We start from the raw sequence: 17,818 nt of genomic DNA, 5'->3' as shown, positions 1-17,818 counted from the left end.
CGTTTCAGGGGCAAAGCATCTTCTTGCCCGCGCCACAGTTTTCCGTGTCATGGACGGCTGCCGACTGCATTCGCACGGTAGCCTCGGACGTCAGGACAAAGCCCTTGCGCTGGCCACAAATGGCCGCGTACTGATCCCATGATTGCCTGGAGTTCTCGCTGAAGCTGCCGCCTGATTGGCGCTGATTGAATTTCGAGGCGCTGCTGAGCAGGCTCTCGACCATCGGCACGATCAGTTTCACGCAGTACTGCACGCGTATTTTCAGCAAATTGGCATCTTGAATCGACACTGGATTCTGCTGGGCCGAGCGGTACATCAGGTTGTCATTGGGGATGGCTTGAGCGGTTTGGCCGCTGCTTAGCAACCCGGCATGGGGCGCTTGCCAGGCGCTGAAGCTGTTGAGCGCCGGACTGATGCGGGTGATCAGCACAAAGTTGTCGACTTCCTCGGCGGTTTTATCCATCCGCGCGGTTTCCGGAAACTGCGAAAACATCGGGTACATGCCGCGCAGCAGGCCACGGCGCATGCTTTCGTATTGCGCGTTATTCACCGCACCCAGGCGTGCCGCCTGGAAGGCCGCGTAGTTCAGCCCGCTTTTTGCCGAATAGATCAGCGTCGCTTGAAAGGCCCCGAAGATCAGCAGGATCAATACCGGGATGATGATCAAAAACTCAACCATCGCTTGCCCACGCCCTTGCCGGCTACTCGGTGCTGGCTGGGGCGTGTTCATCGAACACCTCGATCAGTTGCTCGGCGCGCTCCAGGGCCGGGCGTGCCCTGGGGTTTTTCCGATCCAGATAGCGCCGCGCCTCCATGGCGGTCAGGGTCAGCTCCTGCGCTTGCAGCTGCATCAGGTTGTACCAGGCACCGGCGTGTTGCGGGTCACGTAACAAGGCTTCGCGATAGGTGCGGATCGCCAGGGCATGATTGCCTTCGCGCGCCAGGCTATTGGCCAGGCGATAACGGGTGTCGGCATCGGTGGGCATCTGCGCTGCCAACTTTGCGTAATACTCGCTGGAGCGCGCGTAGTTGCCTTTGGCGTAGGCCTGTTGCGCCTGGCGCTCAAGGTCGAGCAGGTCGTTGGAGCTGCCGAGCCCTGCACAACCCTGCAACACGACGCTCAGGGCGATGATGATTAAGCCACGCATTGGATCTGGTCCCCCGCTGTAATGTTCAGCCGCTGGCATTCGCCCGCGGCCATTTCGATAACGCTGCTGGCTGGCCAGCACAGGCTCAGTTGCCAGGGCCGCAGTTGTGTGCGGATTTGCAGCACCCGCTGTTGCTCATCCAGGTAGATCACATCAATGGCAAAACGCATAAACCAGCAATGCACGGAGTTACACGGCCGCAGCCATAAGCCGTGGCCGGGCTGCAGGGTTTTGTAGCCAAGCAAACCGCGCAGCCGCGCCCAGGGGGTGTGGGCGAGTTGCAGCTGCACGCGGCTCGCTGGGCGATGGCCTGCGGCATGCAGGACGAGGGCTTCAGGCATCAGGTTTGCCCCATAAACTTGACCACAATCGGGAACAGCAAAATCACGAAGGTCAGCGGGAAGATGAACATGATCAAGGGAATGATCAGCTTCACGGGGGCCTGCATGGCGGTTTTCTCGGCCCGCTGAAAGCGCTCTTCCAGGCGCTGCTGGGCCTGAATCTGCAGGGTGTTGCGCAGGCTGCTGCCCATCTTCTCGGCCTGCACCACCGAGCGCACGAAAGTGGTGACATCCTTCAGATTGATGCGTTGCTCCATGCGCGCCAACGCTTCGGCGCGCGGCAGGCCGGAGCGGATATCGCGCAGCACGATGCGGAATTCATTTTTCATCGCACCGTCAGGGCCTTTATCCACGGCCTGCTGCAACGCGCCGAGGAAGTTCAGGCCGGCGTCGACGCACATGGACAGGTATTCGAGAAACACCGGCAGGTTGCGCACGATGTCGCGGTCGCGGCGTTTGTGCGTGTCGCTTATCCACATGACGGGCAAGGCGGCGCCCATCAGCAGCATCAGCAACACCACCGACCAGAGGATGCCGCTCTTGCCGCTGGCCATCGGCAGGATCGCCAACACCGGAAACAGCAGCGCCATGGTGATGCACAGGGCGAGAAAGTCTTCGGCGGTGAGCACATAAAGCGCCCCGGTGCGCTGCATGCGCACGTCCAGCCAGTCCATGAACTTGGGCGGCAGGTTGCTGCAGGCGAAGTGGCTGACCAGGCGCACCAACGGCCAGATCGGGCGAATCCAGCTGGGTACCGGGTCCATGTAGGTGCGGTTTTCCGCAGGCAACAGGGTGAACAGCGACAACACCGCGAGCAGGATGCAGGTGACGGTCACCCCCAGGCTGGCACTGCTGAACAGGACAAGAAATTCGCTCATGATCAGGCGTCAATCCGGGTGATTTTTTTGATGAACATAAAGCCCAGCACCTCCATCACCACCATCACCGCCAGCACCATCAGGCCGTTGCGGGTGGTGTAGAGCTGGCGCATCGCTTCCGGCTCGATAAAGCTGAGGATAATGGCCAGCATGATCGGCAGCATGGCCATGAATGTGCCCTGTGCGCGCCCCTGGGCGGTGAGACTGTCGATCTTGCCTTCCATGACTTTTTTTCGGCGCAGCATGGCGGCCATGCCGTTGATGGTTTCCACCAGGTTGCCGCCCACCTCACGGCTGATGCGAATGGCCGAGCTGGCCATGATGAATGAGGGCAACGGCAGGCGTTTTTCCAGCTTGATCAGCGCCTCTTCCAGAGTGACGCCCAGGCGGATGTTCTTGATCAGCAGGCCGAATTCCTGATTCAGCGGCGCCGGCGATTGGTGCACAACGTTCTCCAACGCCATGTTCAGGCTGGCACCGGATTGCAGGCTGCTGGACAGCAGCATAAAGGCATCGGGCAGCTGCTCTTCGAACTTTTTCAGGCGCGCCTTGCGCAGGTGATTGAACATCAGGTGCGGGGTGAACAGGGTCACCACAATGCCCGCTGCCGTGACCACCGGCAGCTGGAACAGCAGCTCAAGCAGCACCGGCACCAGCAACAGCAGCACCAGGGTGATGATGAGCACCTGCCGGCCGCTGGTGAAAATGAACATATCGGCCATTTCCAGCTCGGCGCGACGGGAAAACTGCCGGCGGTAGTGGTCCAGGTTATCCGCCATCCGCCGGCTGATCAGCAGGGCCAGGGCGCAGACCGATACCGCCAGCAGCAGCGCGCACAGCACCAGCCAAACGGCCGCCACTTAGAGGCGCTCCTGGGTGTGAAAGATGTCCATGTTCACACCAATGCCGCGCTTGCTCAGCGCCTCGTAGAACTCGGGGATCTGTCCGGTGGCGCGGTAATGCCCCTTGACCCGGCCCAGCTCGTCGAAGCCCTGTTGCTGGTAGGCAAAGATCTCGTTGAGCAGAATCGTGCTCTGCTCCATGCCGGTGACTTCGGTGATGCTGATGATGCGCCGCGAGCCGTCGCCAAAGCGCGTCTGCTGCACGATCAGCTGCACCGCCGAGGAGATCTGCTCGCGAATGGCCTGCACGGGCAAATCCATGCCGGCCATCAACACCATCACTTCAAGGCGGCGCAGCATGTCGCGCGGCGAGTTGGCGTGGCCGGTGGTCAGTGAGCCATCGTGGCCGGTGTTCATTGCCTGCAGCATGTCCAGGGCTTCCCCGCCGCGACACTCGCCGACCACGATGCGGTCGGGGCGCATGCGCAGGCAGTTGCGCACCAGGTCACGAATGGTTACCTGGCCCTTGCCTTCCATGTTGGCCGGGCGCGCTTCCAGGGAGACCACATGGGGTTGCACCAGCTTCAACTCGGCGGCGTCTTCGATGGTCACCACACGCTCATCCAGCGGGATGAAGTTGGAGAGAATATTCAGCAGCGTGGTTTTGCCTGAGCCCGTGCCACCGGACACCACGATGTTCATCCGCTGTTCCACGGCGATACGCAGAAACTCGACCATGGGTTCATTGATCGAGCCGTAGCGCAGCAAATCATCGGTGGTGAGCTTTTTTTCCGAGAACTTGCGGATGGTCAGGCAAGGCCCGCGCAAGGCCAGCGGCGGAATGATGGCGTTGACCCGCGAGCCATCCTTGAGACGGGCATCGACCATCGGCGAGCTTTCATCGATGCGCCGTCCCAGCGGCGAGATGATCCGCTCGATGGTGGACAGTACAGCCGAGTCGGAGCTGAAACTGATACCGGCGCGCTCCAGGCGGCCCGAGCGCTCCACGTAGATATCGTCGTAGCGGTTGACCATGATTTCCGAGACGCTGGGGTCGGCCAGCAGGTCTTCCAGCGGGCCCAGACCAACGGCTTCGTTGATCACGATCTTGTGCAGAATCTCGCGGCTGAGATTGGCCGGCAAGCGATGGGCGATCTGCTCGGTAATGCCGTTGATCAACTCGGACAAGCTGTTGCGCACCTCCAGCGGGCCCATGCTGTCGAGGTTCATCCGCCGCAGGTCCATGGCGCGGAACAGCTCCGCCTGCACGTACTGCGACCACTCCATGTAGGGTGCGTTGTCCTCACCGCTACTGATCGCGGCATCCGGTGGCAGCGGCGTGTCGGCCTCGGTTTCGATTTGCCCAACGGCCCGCACCTGCAGGTTATAGGCGCCGATGCCGATCAGGTCTTCCGGGCTAAGTGGGCCGAAGCGTTCCACCGGCTTGCCGTTGACCAGCAGCTCGTTGCCGCGGCTGATATTTTCCACAAACAGGCCGCCCAGCGACTGCTCGATGCGCGCGTGGCTGGGGGCCACCTTCCAGCCGCGCAAGCGCACCAGCCCGGTTCGCGCCTTGCCCACCTCGCATTGCGCCGAGGTGCAGGTGAGCGTGTCGAGCTGCTCGCCGCCTTTATAGGTCACCACCACTTCAAACATGCTCAGCCCTCAATCAATCAGTTCGAGATTGCCAACGGTTTTGGCGTACTTCTCGATCATCTGTTTCTCGCGGGCGAGCTCTTTGACGTTTGGCGAGTCGGCGCCTTCGGTGAGCAGGCGCGGGGTAATAAAAATCACCAGCTCGGTACGATTGCCTTTGAAACTTTTGTTGCGAAACAGAGCGCCGAGGTAAGGGATGTTCATCAGCCACTTGATGCCTTCAATGGTTGACTGGCTGTCCTCGGTCACCAGGCCGGACAGCACCAGGGTTTCGCCGACCTTGAGCTGTACTTCGTTCTCGGTGCGGCGGGTCTTGAAGGCCGGGTACTCGCCGACCTGGTTGGCTTTGTCCAGCTGGCTGATTTCCGCCTTGACGTGGGTGGCGATGGTTTCGCCGCCGTACAGTTGCGGCTCGATATTGAGCAGGATGCCGAAGTCCTTGTACTCCACCGAGGGGCCGTTGATGCTGCTGGTCACCACCGGCACCTGGCCGCCAACGGTCAGTTCCGCCTTGCCGCCACTGCGGGCGCTGAGCCGCGGCGAGGCCAGGGTCAGAGCCGAACCGTTTTTCTCCAGCAGGTTGATCCGTGAGGTGATCTCGCTGGCCACCCCCCAATAGGCATGGGAGCCGACATTGCCGACCGCGTCATTGAGGTCGTCAAAGGTGCCGGAGGCACTAGGGAACTGGCCGCGGTAGAGGTTGTTGGTGCCACCGTCGGCATTGAAGGCGAACGTCGGGCCATTGATGCTGGTGCTCCAGTTGACGCCCAGCTCTTCCACGTCGTCTTTGGCGAACTCGGTGATGCGCACATCGAAATAGATCATTGGCGCAAGGAACTTGGACATCGGCTGAGCCAGCACCAGCAGGTCCGGATAACGCTCCTTGAGCAGCTCGATGCGGGTGATGTCGATGGCATCCAGGTCGCCGTCGATGACAATCTGCCGGCCTACGGCTTTGATCTGGATGCCGGGAATCTGCCCGAGCATGGCCTGCACCTCCTGCAGTACCTGGGCCGAGTCGGCCTTGGTGGCGGCACCGCTCTGCTCTTCGGCCAACACCAGCACGTTTTCATAAAACTTGGCGGCTTCTTTGACGCGCGCCAGGTATTCACTGCTCAGGCGACCCTCCAGCACCACCTGGCGGCCCACGGTGCGAATGCGCAGCCCTGGAATATCCGACAGCAAGGCGCGCAACTCACCGATCTGGCGGTAACCATTGGCCTTGGCCACGACCACGCTGACCTGCTTGCGCTGGTTGTCTTCGAACCACAACTGCACCGTGGTTTCCCCCGGTGTTTCTGCGGTAATCACCACCTCTTCGTTCTTCAGCATGGTGGCGCTGATGATCGCCACATTGCCGACGGCAACGCGTTCCACACCGGGTGCCAGGATTACATGCACATCGCCGTCGTACAGCACCATCGCTGCAGGAATCTCGTCGGCCTGAACCTGCAGAGCCATGGCGGCACCGCACACTATCGATAACACTCCTAGCCTTTTCATTGTCGCCCCAGCGTGTGCAATTAAGTGAGTCAGCGCGGATACAGCCCGCGCGCGGTGGTGAGGGTTATTCAAGGCGCAGGGTCTGCACGGGAATAACGCCAGCGGTGCCTGTACCGCCGGGGATGAACTGGATCATGCGGGTAGGTTCCAGGCGCTTGTTGCGCGCTTTACCCGACTGCTCGCTGGGCAGGTTGGCGGCCGGTTCAGCGGCCACCGTCAGGCCGCTGGCCAGTACGTTACCGTTACCATCGACGAGCTTGCCGTTGAGCAGTTTTCCGGTGGCCTTGCCGTCGGCGCCGTATACGGTGTCACCGCGCAAGGTGCCGATTACGTTGCCCTCGGCATCGCGCACCACGACCTTGGCATCGCCCTGAACGGCCACCTGGGCGCCAGCCACCACTTGCCCGGCCAGATCGCGAACTTCGCCATTTTTGACGCTGCCGACCTTGCGGCCCTGGGCATCGATAATGTCGTCGCCGACCAGGGTGCCGAGCACCTTGCCGCTGGCATCGCGGACTACCCGCACATTGCCCTCGACCGGGCGGCCGTTGCTGTCGAGCTGAATGTTTTCGACCTGACCGATTGCCTGGCCATCGCGGCCGATTACCTGGCCGTCCTTGACGACGCCGAGCACGTCGCCGTCGGCACCGATCAATTGACCGTCGACTACACGGCCGATGATCTTGCCGTCGGCATCGCGCGCCACTTGACCCATCTCGCCGATGATCTTGCCTTGGGCGTCTTGCACCACGGTGCTGATGCTGCCGAGCGGCTGGCCGTTAAGGTCGTAGGCCTTACCGTCGCGTTGCTGACCGATCACATTACCTTCGGCATCGACGATCTTGTCGCCATCCACCCTGCCGAGAATATTGCCAGCTGCATCACGCACGACCTGGCGTTCCTGATTGGCTGACGCCGTCTGGCCCTGCACCCGCGAGCGGCTCATGTCGACCACGCGGCCCTGGCTGTCGAGCACGGCGTTGGTTTGCACCCTGCCCAGCGACTTGCCATCCACACCAACGGCCTTGCCATCGACGACAGTGCCGATGGCGTTGCCGTGGGCATCGATGACCTTGCCATCGATCACGCGGCCGATCACATTGCCCTGCTCATCGCGCACCACCGTGGCACGTTCATGCATACGCAGCAGCGGGTCGTCGGCACTGAGACCACGAACAATATTGCCGATCACGTTGCCGTCAAAGCCTACGGCCTGGCCATCGACGATCTTGCCGAGGATGCGTCCATCGGCGCCAACAATGTTGTCGCCCACAATGCGGCCGATCAGGTTGCCGTCGGCATCCACCACTACGTCGATCAGCTCCTGGGGCGGTGGGTCCAGCAGGTTGGCCACGGTGACCTGGCCCAGTGCGGCCATGCTGGTGTCTTTCGGGTGGCGCAGAACCGCGACCATTTCCCCGGCCTTTTCCGCCAGTTCAACCCGGGCCACCTGCGCCGGCGTAAGCATCAGCGACAGGGTGGAAAAGTTCATGTTGAAGCCGTCGGGCGTGCTCTGGTCGTAGTAGTTTTCGTACTTGCGGCCGCTGGCATCTTCGCGACCGGCAGCCAGCACGATGATGTCTTCGAGGATGTTGATCACCACATCGTCGGCATAGTTGGGCTGCTTTTGCAGGCCGATATCGCCGGCGGCAAAACTGCCCAGCAGGTCGATGTGGTCGCCGGGGCGCAGCATGCCGTCAAAGGAATTGATCTTGCTAATCTTGACCGTCTTGATCCGCTTGCCCAGTTCGACGTTCTCCGAGAAGCGCGAGACGCGTTCCTGCTCCACGGCATCCCAGCTGATGGGCCGGCCGCGCTGCAGCGGCGCAACCGTCATGCGGCCTTCAAGCTTGGGCCAGTCCTCGGCCAGTACGACATTGGAGGCCAGGTAGTCACTGGGCACATCCAGGGTGGCAACCAGCTCCGGGGTCAGGGCCTGGGCCTTACCGATATCGGCCCGGGGCACGACCACCGTGACTTTCTGCTCAACCGGCGGCCGATAGGCGTCACGGTACTGGGCTTCCTTGGATTTCAGGTACAGCCAGCCCATGGCCCCTGCAAGCACGCCACACGCCACCGCGATGATCAGCAGTTTCTTTCCTGATACAGATGACATGTAGCTCCCCAGTGCAAAAAGTGCTGTCCGCGCAGGTGCGCAATGGTTGATCGATTTCTCTTATGGTTTTCTACGCTTTAGAGCTGTTCTGGCGTGTCTGGCTTGGATGGTGCGTGCCCATCAGTTGCGCCGCAGCGACCACTGCGTTGCGCTATTCGGAACCTTGGTTTGCAGCACGGAGAAGCGTGCCTTGCAGGCATCCGCCGTACTGTCTACGTAACTGAGTTGAGCCTCGGGGGCGTTGAACTGGCCATACACACTGCTGCCAATGGCCACGCTTGCGCCTTCTGCGGGCAAGGGGCTGACCTGCTCGGCGGCCCAGCCATAACTGCGCACGATGCACAGTGAATGTTTGCTCCAGGCGGCCTCGGTCTCCGGAGCGAGATACAGACTGACCAGCTCGCCGGTTATTTTGCGGGGGCTGGTGAATGTGTCACTGCTGCTGATCAGCGCATCGCTCTTGGCATACACCAGGCCCGCCGCTTCATAAGCGGCGACGAAGGTTTTGCCATCAGGGGCGTACATCAGCACGTCACGGGTGGCGATGGGCGTCAGCCCTTGAGGTTGTTTGACCAACGCCTTGCCGGTGATGGCATTGAAGTACTTCTTGCCATCCAGGTAGGCAAAACCCAGCACCTCACCGTTGGCGTTGGCCAGTGCTTGCAGCACCAGGGGCTTGCCAGTGCTGTCGACGAAGACCTGGCTAATGCTGAAGCCGGGATAGAGAACCTGGCCATTGGCATCAAGCAGAGTGCTGTTGCCCGATGCATCGAGGGCGTACGTGCCGATCACGTCGCCATTGGCCGCAACCAGTTGGTCATTGACTACGCGCCCGACGTACACGCCATTGGCGTCATATACCTCGTTGAGTACCGCGAGCGCGTCGCTGGCGGGCTGTTCCGTATCGCTCGGTGGCGGTGATTCAGGTTGGCCGTCATCGTACGGGGGCTCGGGGCTGGGCTCGAGGATCCGGACGACTTCGTTGTTGTACAGCTGAACCTTGTTCATCTCGCTGGAGTAGGTTTTGTAGCTGCTGCGCACATTGTCGAACAGGCGCTCGACATCATTGCCCGCCAGCATCAGCGCCGCGCCGGTGACGCCGAGCACCACCAGGTACTCGGTCATGGACTGTCCGCGCTGGGCCTTCATCAGCGATCCATCCGGTTGACCAGGATCTGGGTCTTGTCCTGATGGCGTAACAGGCCGACCGTCATCAGCTCACGCTTGCGGCTATAGCTGAGCACCACGCCGTTGGCCTGCTGGCTGCGCTGCTCCAGGCTCCAGCCTTGCTGCTTGAGCTCGGTTTCGTACCAACGGGCCGTGGTGTGCATGTCCTCTGCATTGAGCAGCAACACCATGCGGCCTTGGCGAATATCGTCGTCGCTACGCATGTCACTGATCACCTGAGCACCTGGCGGCACCGGCATCCCGTCCCCCAGCACTTGAGCCACGACAGCTTTTCCCGGTGGGTTGGTGATAAGCAGCTGGCCGTAGCTGTAGCGGTCGTTCTGGCGCTTTACCTGAATCAGCATCATGCAGTGTTGATTGATGTGCAGGATCTGCTCCCAGCCGTTGAACGCCGAGAAGTCGACCTCGTCGGCCCAGGCCTTGGTGTAAAAGTCTTTGACGGTCACCAGGTTGGCCGGCACACGAAAACTGCGCCCGGCCATGGGCGTCTGGTTCCACTGAATATTGCTGCCGATGCTGGCGAGCAACATGTCCGGCATCAACGGGAAATCGTCGTAGTCACAGTCGGCCCGCGCCGAATTGGCAGCCAGGAACAAGGTGAGGAAGAGCAGCGGGATTATTTTCATAGGCTATTCGAAGTAACAGAACCCGGTGCTGTTGGTGCATTTGGCCGGCTTATCCGGAATGGGCTCGATGCCGACATAGTCAAACTCGACATCCTTGAACGAGGGTTCAAAGATGCCGATGGTCGAGATGATGGTTTCGATCAGGGGGTTGCTGAGCATGGTGCCCACGGCAAAATCGTCGGCGCGTTCTTTGAAATGATGGTCGCCCTGGGCATTCCAGCCGTCGGCGAGCACCGCGGACTGGGCGCGAATATTCAGCTGCTTGTCCAGCGCGCCGCCAAACAGCGGCTTGCTGCCTAACCTGCTACCGGCCATAGAAACGGGAATGACGATGTTGGGGTTGTAGAGGTTCTCGGTCTCGTGGGCCACCTGCAGAAAGTCGTCATCCTTGGCGATTTTCAGAAAGCTCAGCACTTTCATCACGCCGCCCATGGCATCGTTGTAAATGCCGATCACGTCGTAGCTATAGGACGGTGTGTCCTCTGCGCTCAGGCTGGAGTTGCTCGGCATGCTGCCCGTGGCCGTCATCGGCTTGGCCCCGCCGCCGTGCGTCCAGCGCCACAGGCTGTGGTTGCTGGCGGTATTTAGGCTGCCGTCGATGTCGGCGGCGGTGAAGGGCTGAGCCGCCGCGGAATACGACATCAGGCGTTTTTCCGCAGTTTTCAATATCGCTTCGTTGCCGCGTTGCGCGGTATCACCGTCGTCGGTCTCGCCCGGCGCTTTGTCAGTATCAAACCAGACGGTGCGTTCCCAGGCCACATAACGCGCCACCTGCTGGGCGGTGTAGGCCATGTCGGCCAGCTTGGCCACCACGGGCACCAGCACGAACAGCAGCAGCACGCCGCCCGCGACCATCACGACGAACTCCGCCATGGCCTGGCCATGCATGCGGGCTCTGCACGTATAAGCGGCCATGCTCATTTCACCAGCCCGGAGACAGCGCCGCTGGCGGTGCCCGTGACCGTATCAACGAACTTGTCGAGTACCGGCTTGACCGGGCCTCTGATGACAGAGGGCAGCTTGTCGACCACCCGATCCTTGCCCGGCTCGATCAGCTTTTTCAGGCCCAGATCGAGCACCGCGCCAACAATGGCTGATGTGCTGGCGCCAGCTTCCAGACCCAATACGGCCATCAGGTCGATCTGCCCGGCAGCAATCATCTGCACCACGCGGCTCGGCTCACGCAGGCGGGCATCCCAGAAGGGGCTGAACTGGTTAGGGCTTTCCACTCGGCCAGGCGGCGGAGCGAAATAGGACTCCGCCGAAGCGATGGTCATCATGTTGTCTGGCCCGCCCCACAGCGACGACAGCGCGTTGTCTTTTACTCCCTGGGTATCGAGGGCAAACTTGCCGCTGTCCAGGCCCAGGCTGGCAGGGTTGTCGCTGGTGCGCAGGCTGCCCAGCGGCTTGGCCACCGCCACGGTAAATTCGTTGCTGGTGCCACGGCCCTGATAATCACGGCCAAGGCTGAAGAATGAGGGCGCGCCGCCATAACCGGTGTTGACGTCCTCAGCTTGATTGACACCAAAGACCCCCAGCGCGTTGCCATAGCCCCAGGTCGTCGCATGCACAGTTTGCATGGCTTCACCGTAAGGGCGCGGGCTGCCGGGCGGCGTGTTCTGCGTGGGGCTGCCCCACTGCGTACCAATCAGAAACTGATCACCCGCCTTGGCCACTAGCTGGTGCGTGCCGCCGCCCAGCGGCAACCCCATATCGATTGGGAAGTCGGTGTCGAGTATCTCGGCGCAGCCGAAAAAAGGCAGACAGACTTCAATTTTCAGGAACACTTGCACCTTGAAACCGATGGAGCTGAAGTCGACAGAGCTCCAGCCGTAATGCGGGATACCTTTGCCGCCAGCGGCCGTGCTCTTGGGGTTATAGACATAGGCCGTGCCGCCATTGTTGAACACGCCCACCTCAACGTTTAAGCCCAACCTTATCGTGATAAAGCCGAGGTAAATCGGTAGCTCCGGCGGGCTAAAACTGACGGTCGCATCGAAGGTGCGCGCATCCAGCCAGTCATTGCGGTTGCTGTTCATGATTGCCGCGTACTGGCGGCCTGCCGTCCGAGCGGCACTGTTATCGGCATTCTGGGCGTTGCTGCTGTCGTACTTTTCCGGCGCGGTATTGACCAGCATCGTCGAGGGGGCAAGGCTGCCGAGAAAGTCGGCGACAAAGTCTTCGGATGAGGCCGCACTGCCACCGGCGGCCGTGCTGGCGCTTTTTGCCTGGCTGGCCAGGCTGTTCAGGTTCAGGTCACTGGCGAAGTAGGTCAGGATAAAGTTCTGCGCCAACAACAGATGGCTGAGGGTGACAACTTTCAGGTCGTCGTTGGTTCCCGGCATCTCGTGGCGGTTCACAATGTTTATTGGGGCGGTGAACTGCGCCTCCAGCGTGGCGACGGCAAAGATCTTCTGAAAGAAGCCCATTACCAGGTTGAAACTGGAAATCACGTCGGGGTAGATGCCGAGCAGCGGTTTGGCCGCGGCCCCCGTGACATTGCCGAGCACCTGATACGGCAACGTGATGGTAGACAGCACATCACCGATTGTCGGTTTGGGGGCTGGCGCGAGGGGGATCTGGTAAGGCGGAAAGGTATTCACCCAGCGCGGGATATTGGCGTAGCGCTTGGACCAGGACATCAACGCCACCACCTGACCGACCGACATCTCGTTGGCGACGATGGCGCGGTTGGTGTAGGCGATCAGGTTCTGGTGGCGGGCAAACAGCTTGGCTTGCGAATACGCCGCCGCGTCGGCAGCGTTTTCGACCTGAACACGATCACGGGTCAGCACCCCATGGTTGTACATCAGGATCAGGCCGATCAGCGCGATGCCGAGAAAGAACAGGCCAAAGACCATGGCCTGCCCCGACTGCCGGTGTGCGCTCACAACCGCGATATCTGCTGCTAATTACTTGCGTTCGTCTTGCTTGAAACTGCTCAGGTTGTGTTTGGCGCCGGCGGCTGTCTGCGCTTCGCCACCCGTTGTAGCGGCCGCTTGTGTGGCCTCGCCACCACCCAGCTCCGCAGCCATGTCACCGACCTGCTCGCGCACAGTACTGCCGAACAGGTTGTAAACCACAATGGCCGAGATCGCGATCAGCGCCACGATGATGATGTACTCGGTCATGCCTTGGCCCAACTGACGAGCGCGCAACTTAATGGACATGGTGCTTCCTCTGAACTAGGCCGAGTGTGTTTGGGATCTATGGTTGCTGGCGTGGCCACTGGCTGGCCTGGGGCGGTCATGTTCGGCGTGCTTGCCACAAGCGCCCTTCTTGTCACAGCGATGCTAAGCGAAGGCATCCCGAGCCGTATGTCCCCATTTATAGCTACAGATAAACCTGCCGCCTTAATCTGTTAAGGCAATACCGCCCAATTAGCTGCGCTACTATCGCGGCAATAAACTCGTCTCATTCAGGATCAAGATGCGCAGCGAAAATGACAGCATGCCGATTCGGGTGATCCTGGTTGAGGACGATGTAACGTTTCAGCAAGCACTACGGCATACCTTCAGCACAGCAACGGATATGCAACTGGTTGCCGTATTGAGCACACGCATTGAGGGCTTAAACATCCTCGAACATGCGCCGGCGGATGTCCTGCTGGTCGATCTCGGCCTGCCAGACGGCTCGGGGATTGATGTCATTCGCGCGGCCCATAACAAATGGCCTGACTGCAACATCATGGTCAGCACCGCTTTTGGCGATGAGATGCATGTGATGCAGTCGCTTGAAGCCGGCGCGACAGGCTATCTGCTTAAAGACAGCAGCACCGCCAGCATTGCCTCAGAAATTCGCAGCCTGCACCAGGGCGGCAGTCCGATCAGCCCCCTGATCGCCCGCCAGATACTTATGCGTTTTCGCCAAGAAGATACATCGCAGCCTTTGGCAGCGACTTCACCCAGCACCAGTCGTGCGCGACTATCGACACGAGAACAACAGGTACTGGAATACATCACCAAAGGCTTTAACTCGGATGAGATTGCCGGGCTGATGGGCGTATCGCGCCATACGGTGCTGACCTTTGTACGGCGAATTTATAAGAAGCTTGAAGTGAGCTCGAAAACAGAAGCGATATACGAGGCGCGCTGCCAAGGATTACTGGGTGCCTAAGCTATGGCCAGGAATCCTTTTCATAACTGCACTGCTAACCGCATGTATTCCTGCAGCCACTACGGTTGAATCACCCTTACACATTACCGCCGCGCAAGTTCTGAATATCCCCGCGCAAAATTTTAGCGCCCCACCTCAAGTAATTAATGAACGACTGCTGCCTGACAAATGGGCTACCGTCGATCTTCCACACGCACTGACCCGGCAATTGATTCCTTCCTCTGCCCGGAATGAACATGCAAGAACGTCCACGATAGAAACCTGGTACCGCTTGCAGCTGCCCGCTTCAACCTCAGAAACACAAAAACAACTCTATATTCCACGCTGGAAAACCGATGGCAACCTTGCCATTTATGCCGACGGCCAGCTGATTTACATGTCAAACGGTGGCGTGTACTGGAATGGCTGGAACATCCCCCTTAGCATCCCATTAAATGCTACTGCCAACACACCAAGCCCCAGCGTTATTCTCTTGCGCATCCAACGCCCTAGCGATTCGGGTGGTGGTATTTCCTCTATATGGGTGCAAGAGAGCAGTAGCCTGAACTGGCGTTATCGCCTTCGCTATCTACTGCAGGTCCAGTTGCCATATACCAGTAGCGTGGTTTTTTTAGCCGTCGGCTTATTCTCTTTTTTTGTTTGGTGCAGATTACGCAGCGAACACTCTTATTTATTATTCTTCTTTATTTCAATAGCCTCGTTTATTCGCACACTGCATTATTACGTCGGCGAACGTGAGCTGCCCATAGCAGAGTCCTGGTTCAGTTGGCTAACTATAAACTCACTGTTCTGGATGGTATTAGTTACTCACTTCTTCCTACTCAGCCTTCACCATCGCCCCAACCGTTGGCTAAATACTTTTGTCACCCTGGTTACGCTTGTGGCCGGCGTGCTTACTCTGCCAATGCTTTCCGAGCTGCTGAATGCCTATGCCCTGTCACCGCTAATTTACTTCGCATTAATCCTCACTGGCTCTTTGGTCGCGGGGTTTGGCGCCTATCAATCATGGCAGGCTCGCTGCAATGATGGTTTGCTGTTAAGCGGCTGGGCTACAGCAGGCATGTTGCTGGGCTGCCATGACTGGCTACTGCAAAACAACTACTTAACTATCGAATCTATTTATCTCGGCCCTTACAGCAATATCGGCGCATTCCTGATTGTAATGAACATTATTTTTCGGCGTTTTCTCAAAGCCAATGAAAACGTCAAAAGTACCAATGCCAGCTTGGCCTTTCGCTTACAAGAGCGAGAGAACGAGTTAAAGAACAGCCATCAGCGTTTACGCGAAATTGAACATCGGCAAACACTCAGCAATGAACGTCAGCGGCTTATGCAAGACATGCACGACGGAATGGGCTCGTCACTGATCATTGCATTGCTGGAGGCTGAAAAAGGCCATCTTGATGCCTCGTCACTAACCGACGTTTTGAAAAACTGCATCGAAGACCTGAAACTCACCATAGATTCCATGGAGCCGGTAGAGGCCGACTTGTTGCTGCTGATGGCGACATTAAGATTTCGCCTAACACCTCGCCTGGAAAGTGCCGGGATACGCTTGCGCTGGGATATTCAGAACGTGCCCGCGCTTGACTGGCTTGACCCGCGCAATGCGCTGCATATCTTGCGCATTCTTCAAGAGACATTCTCCAATATTATCAAGCACACCAATGCCACGGAAATTCGCATTACCACATCGTCTGATGCGACTCATATCAGAGTCATCATCATAGATAACGGCCAGGGTTTTACGGCAGAACAGTCCGCACTACTTAACGGCAAAGGACTTAAAAATCAACAGCGCCGCGCTGCTTCAATAGGCGCTGAAGTTCTCTGGCACTCCACCACGGCTGGGGTAACTGTCACATTAACGCTACCCATCGTCGCCACTGAGCGAAATAGCCATCCAAGCGAATGCCCGCAATAAAATATAAGCCTTACTAAATAGCACTGGGGAACAGACATAAAAAAGGGCGACCTAAGTCGCCCAAATTGCCTTGCGTGCCCCTGACAGCAGAATCAGCCCTGCTTGCGCTTGTGCGAATCCTGCCAGATGAAATAACCGACACCGGCGAAGAAGGCGACCATCAGACCGACGGTGCCGATACCGGCGAGAACTACGACATCGATAAACATGGTTGCCTCCTGCGTGAAGCCTGTGTGGGTATGGCTTCAAGTTAACAGGGGCTGCAGGGGCGCTATTGATCCAGATCAACAAGCGGCGGGCGCAGGCAGGATGAGGCTGTACTTAGCTGATCCAGATCAACAAATCAGCCTATGGCAAAGCCGCTTCAAGGCTTTTTCGGTTTGCCTTTGGGCTTTTTCTTGCCCTTGGGCAGCGGCAGGGCCTGTTCAAAGGCATCGCGCATTTCATTGAGTTTCTTGTCGCGCAGGTCATGGATGCGCTTGTCGCGCTCGGCGGCGAAATCAATCAGCTTGTCGTCTTTGCTCATGGGCTCGGCTTGATCAAACGAAAGGTCAGGTTCAGACGTGGTGCGCAGGCGCTGCGCGTCTTCGCCACTTGATGCTGCCAATAATGCTGGGTTGGCCCACGCATGACCAGCAACGAACCATGTTGCAGCGGCAACGAATGCTCGATGCGGCTCTGCCCCTTGCGGCGCAAGTCGAAGCGCCGGGTGCCGCCCAGGTTTAGCGAGGCGATCAGCGGATTAGCACCCAGCTCGGCTTCATCATCGCTGTGCCAGCCCATGGAGTCCTGGCCATCACGATAATAGTTGAGCAGTACACCATTGAGCGGCTGCCCCACCGCCTGTTCCACCTGCGCACGAATCAGCGCCAGCAGCGGCGTCCAGGGCAACGGTTGATGGGTTAAGCCTGAATAGCGGTAGCTGGCCTCGGCATCGCCATACCAGGCCACCAGACGCGGCACCGGCAATTGTCGACCATAAATCTGCACCTGCGGCTGCTGCCAGGGCGTCTGCGCGCTCAACTCGGCCAGCCAGTGGTCGGCGGTTGGCTCATCCAGCCACTGCGCATGCAGCTGCAAGTCGGCGTTGGGTAACTGCAACGGGCTGCCGGCAAATAGATCCACGGGCAACAGGCTCAAACTTCCACATCCACCCACAGGCCCTGGCGCGGCAACTCACCGACTACGGCTTCATCAGCCTCGGCTACTTCACCTTCGGCCAGTTCTTCAGGGGTATAGCCATGACGGCGCTGGCGCCGACGCTGCTCTTCACGCAGCAGCGCTTCGGCTTCCTGCGGATGGCGCTTGTCCAGGCTTACGCCACTTTCCTTGGAGCTTTCGGCGGTCGCGGTGACCGGCGGGATTTCCGGGCGCGGCTTGACCACGTCATGCTGGACGGTCACGGGAACCAGACTGTGGGGGATTGGCGGCAGCATCTATTTAGCCCTCCTTTGGTCAGACTGTCGGCCAGTCAAGCCGC

At 59.3% G+C, this 17,818-nt stretch carries 19 protein-coding genes; 2 read left to right on the top strand and 17 right to left on the bottom strand.

The window, feature by feature from the left end; genetic code table 11:
• Nucleotides 1-4 precede the first annotated feature (4 nt).
• The 13 genes from P3C18_RS07815 to P3C18_RS07755 form a co-directional block, all read right to left on the bottom strand.
• Nucleotides 5-730: a TadE/TadG family type IV pilus assembly protein gene (locus P3C18_RS07815; protein WP_275961256.1), complete on the bottom strand. Its 726-nt coding sequence runs from the start codon at nucleotides 728-730 to the stop codon at nucleotides 5-7.
• Nucleotides 702-1,148, bottom strand: a complete 447-nt coding sequence (locus tag P3C18_RS07810; RefSeq protein WP_275961255.1) for a tetratricopeptide repeat protein — start codon at nucleotides 1,146-1,148, stop codon at nucleotides 702-704. The genes P3C18_RS07815 and P3C18_RS07810 overlap by 29 nt, the downstream gene beginning before the upstream one ends.
• Entirely contained in the window at nucleotides 1,136-1,489 is a 354-nt protein-coding gene (locus P3C18_RS07805; protein ID WP_275961254.1) for a DUF192 domain-containing protein, read from the bottom strand. Before P3C18_RS07805 ends, P3C18_RS07810 begins: the two co-directional genes overlap by 13 nt.
• On the bottom strand, nucleotides 1,489-2,367 hold the full coding sequence (locus tag P3C18_RS07800) for a type II secretion system F family protein (RefSeq protein WP_275961253.1): 879 nt from the start codon (nucleotides 2,365-2,367) through the stop codon (nucleotides 1,489-1,491). The genes P3C18_RS07805 and P3C18_RS07800 overlap by 1 nt, the downstream gene beginning before the upstream one ends.
• A 2-nt stretch (nucleotides 2,368-2,369) precedes the next feature.
• Nucleotides 2,370-3,227 carry a type II secretion system F family protein gene (locus P3C18_RS07795; protein ID WP_275961252.1) on the bottom strand — a complete coding sequence of 286 codons (858 nt, stop codon included), beginning with the start codon at nucleotides 3,225-3,227 and terminating at the stop codon, nucleotides 2,370-2,372.
• Entirely contained in the window at nucleotides 3,228-4,865 is a 1,638-nt protein-coding gene (locus P3C18_RS07790) for an ATPase, T2SS/T4P/T4SS family (RefSeq protein WP_275961251.1), read from the bottom strand.
• 9 nt (nucleotides 4,866-4,874) lie between these two features.
• Nucleotides 4,875-6,326, bottom strand: a complete 1,452-nt coding sequence (locus tag P3C18_RS07785) for a pilus assembly protein N-terminal domain-containing protein (RefSeq protein WP_275961250.1) — start codon at nucleotides 6,324-6,326, stop codon at nucleotides 4,875-4,877.
• A 106-nt stretch (nucleotides 6,327-6,432) separates the two neighbouring features.
• Nucleotides 6,433-8,484, bottom strand: coding sequence for a Flp pilus assembly protein CpaB (gene cpaB, locus P3C18_RS07780; protein WP_275961249.1), 2,052 nt, complete (start codon nucleotides 8,482-8,484; stop codon nucleotides 6,433-6,435).
• Between the two features lie 120 nt (nucleotides 8,485-8,604).
• A complete protein-coding gene (locus tag P3C18_RS07775; protein ID WP_275961248.1) occupies nucleotides 8,605-9,633 on the bottom strand; it encodes a hypothetical protein in 1,029 nt (342 codons plus the stop codon).
• Entirely contained in the window at nucleotides 9,633-10,298 is a 666-nt protein-coding gene (locus P3C18_RS07770) for a hypothetical protein (RefSeq protein ID WP_275961247.1), read from the bottom strand. Before P3C18_RS07770 ends, P3C18_RS07775 begins: the two co-directional genes overlap by 1 nt.
• A gap of 3 nt (nucleotides 10,299-10,301) precedes the next feature.
• The gene (locus P3C18_RS07765; protein ID WP_275961246.1) at nucleotides 10,302-11,186 is read right to left on the bottom strand and encodes a hypothetical protein; all 885 of its coding nucleotides are present in this window, start codon (nucleotides 11,184-11,186) and stop codon (nucleotides 10,302-10,304) included.
• A 29-nt stretch (nucleotides 11,187-11,215) separates the two neighbouring features.
• Entirely contained in the window at nucleotides 11,216-13,189 is a 1,974-nt protein-coding gene (locus tag P3C18_RS07760) for a pilus assembly protein TadG-related protein (RefSeq protein WP_275961245.1), read from the bottom strand.
• Nucleotides 13,190-13,210: 21 nt separating this feature from the next.
• Nucleotides 13,211-13,468: a hypothetical protein gene (locus P3C18_RS07755; RefSeq protein ID WP_275961244.1), complete on the bottom strand. Its 258-nt coding sequence runs from the start codon at nucleotides 13,466-13,468 to the stop codon at nucleotides 13,211-13,213.
• A 259-nt stretch (nucleotides 13,469-13,727) separates the two neighbouring features.
• Between P3C18_RS07755 and P3C18_RS07750 the strand changes: the two genes are divergently transcribed.
• A complete protein-coding gene (locus tag P3C18_RS07750; RefSeq protein ID WP_275961243.1) occupies nucleotides 13,728-14,414 on the top strand; it encodes a response regulator transcription factor in 687 nt (228 codons plus the stop codon).
• Nucleotides 14,407-16,338 carry an ATP-binding protein gene (locus P3C18_RS07745; RefSeq protein WP_275961242.1) on the top strand — a complete coding sequence of 644 codons (1,932 nt, stop codon included), beginning with the start codon at nucleotides 14,407-14,409 and terminating at the stop codon, nucleotides 16,336-16,338. Before P3C18_RS07750 ends, P3C18_RS07745 begins: the two co-directional genes overlap by 8 nt.
• 92 nt (nucleotides 16,339-16,430) lie before the next feature.
• Here P3C18_RS07745 and ccoM read toward each other — a convergent pair whose 3' ends face one another.
• The 4 genes from ccoM to P3C18_RS07725 form a co-directional block, all read right to left on the bottom strand.
• A complete protein-coding gene (ccoM, locus tag P3C18_RS07740) occupies nucleotides 16,431-16,547 on the bottom strand; it encodes a cytochrome c oxidase subunit CcoM (RefSeq protein ID WP_275941110.1) in 117 nt (38 codons plus the stop codon).
• Nucleotides 16,548-16,702: 155 nt separating this feature from the next.
• Nucleotides 16,703-16,864, bottom strand: coding sequence for a hypothetical protein (locus P3C18_RS07735; protein ID WP_090248299.1), 162 nt, complete (start codon nucleotides 16,862-16,864; stop codon nucleotides 16,703-16,705).
• A complete protein-coding gene (locus P3C18_RS07730; RefSeq protein ID WP_275961608.1) occupies nucleotides 16,861-17,463 on the bottom strand; it encodes an alpha-ketoglutarate-dependent dioxygenase AlkB in 603 nt (200 codons plus the stop codon). The genes P3C18_RS07735 and P3C18_RS07730 overlap by 4 nt, the downstream gene beginning before the upstream one ends.
• Before the next feature lie 11 nt (nucleotides 17,464-17,474).
• Complete coding sequence (locus tag P3C18_RS07725; RefSeq protein ID WP_275961241.1) at nucleotides 17,475-17,774, bottom strand: aspartate-semialdehyde dehydrogenase; 300 nt, start codon at nucleotides 17,772-17,774, stop codon at nucleotides 17,475-17,477.
• Between the last annotated feature and the right edge of the window lie 44 nt (nucleotides 17,775-17,818).

The organism is Pseudomonas sp. 1928-m, assembly GCF_029269135.1.
Classification (GTDB): Bacteria; Pseudomonadota; Gammaproteobacteria; order Pseudomonadales; family Pseudomonadaceae; genus Aquipseudomonas.
Note: the sequence above shows the minus strand (reverse complement) of the source record. Positions and strands in the feature narration are given on the sequence as shown.

Bases quoted from the DNA above. Each gene is read 5' to 3' on its own strand.
- P3C18_RS07725 (WP_275961241.1), bottom strand. From the start codon at position 17,774: ATGCTGCCGCCAATCCCCCACAGTCTGGTTCCCGTGACCGTCCAGCAT.
- P3C18_RS07790 (WP_275961251.1), bottom strand. From the start codon at position 4,865: ATGTTTGAAGTGGTGGTGACCTATAAAGGCGGCGAGCAGCTCGACACG.
- P3C18_RS07765 (WP_275961246.1), bottom strand. From the start codon at position 11,186: ATGCATGGCCAGGCCATGGCGGAGTTCGTCGTGATGGTCGCGGGCGGC.
- P3C18_RS07775 (WP_275961248.1), bottom strand. From the start codon at position 9,633: ATGAAGGCCCAGCGCGGACAGTCCATGACCGAGTACCTGGTGGTGCTC.
- P3C18_RS07805 (WP_275961254.1), bottom strand. From the start codon at position 1,489: ATGCCTGAAGCCCTCGTCCTGCATGCCGCAGGCCATCGCCCAGCGAGC.
- P3C18_RS07770 (WP_275961247.1), bottom strand. From the start codon at position 10,298: ATGAAAATAATCCCGCTGCTCTTCCTCACCTTGTTCCTGGCTGCCAAT.
- P3C18_RS07785 (WP_275961250.1), bottom strand. From the start codon at position 6,326: ATGGCTCTGCAGGTTCAGGCCGACGAGATTCCTGCAGCGATGGTGCTG.
- P3C18_RS07735 (WP_090248299.1), bottom strand. From the start codon at position 16,864: ATGAGCAAAGACGACAAGCTGATTGATTTCGCCGCCGAGCGCGACAAG.
- P3C18_RS07755 (WP_275961244.1), bottom strand. From the start codon at position 13,468: ATGTCCATTAAGTTGCGCGCTCGTCAGTTGGGCCAAGGCATGACCGAG.
- P3C18_RS07815 (WP_275961256.1), bottom strand. From the start codon at position 730: ATGAACACGCCCCAGCCAGCACCGAGTAGCCGGCAAGGGCGTGGGCAA.
- P3C18_RS07800 (WP_275961253.1), bottom strand. From the start codon at position 2,367: ATGAGCGAATTTCTTGTCCTGTTCAGCAGTGCCAGCCTGGGGGTGACC.
- ccoM (WP_275941110.1), bottom strand. From the start codon at position 16,547: ATGTTTATCGATGTCGTAGTTCTCGCCGGTATCGGCACCGTCGGTCTG.
- cpaB (WP_275961249.1), bottom strand. From the start codon at position 8,484: ATGTCATCTGTATCAGGAAAGAAACTGCTGATCATCGCGGTGGCGTGT.
- P3C18_RS07810 (WP_275961255.1), bottom strand. From the start codon at position 1,148: ATGCGTGGCTTAATCATCATCGCCCTGAGCGTCGTGTTGCAGGGTTGT.
- P3C18_RS07750 (WP_275961243.1), top strand. From the start codon at position 13,728: ATGCGCAGCGAAAATGACAGCATGCCGATTCGGGTGATCCTGGTTGAG.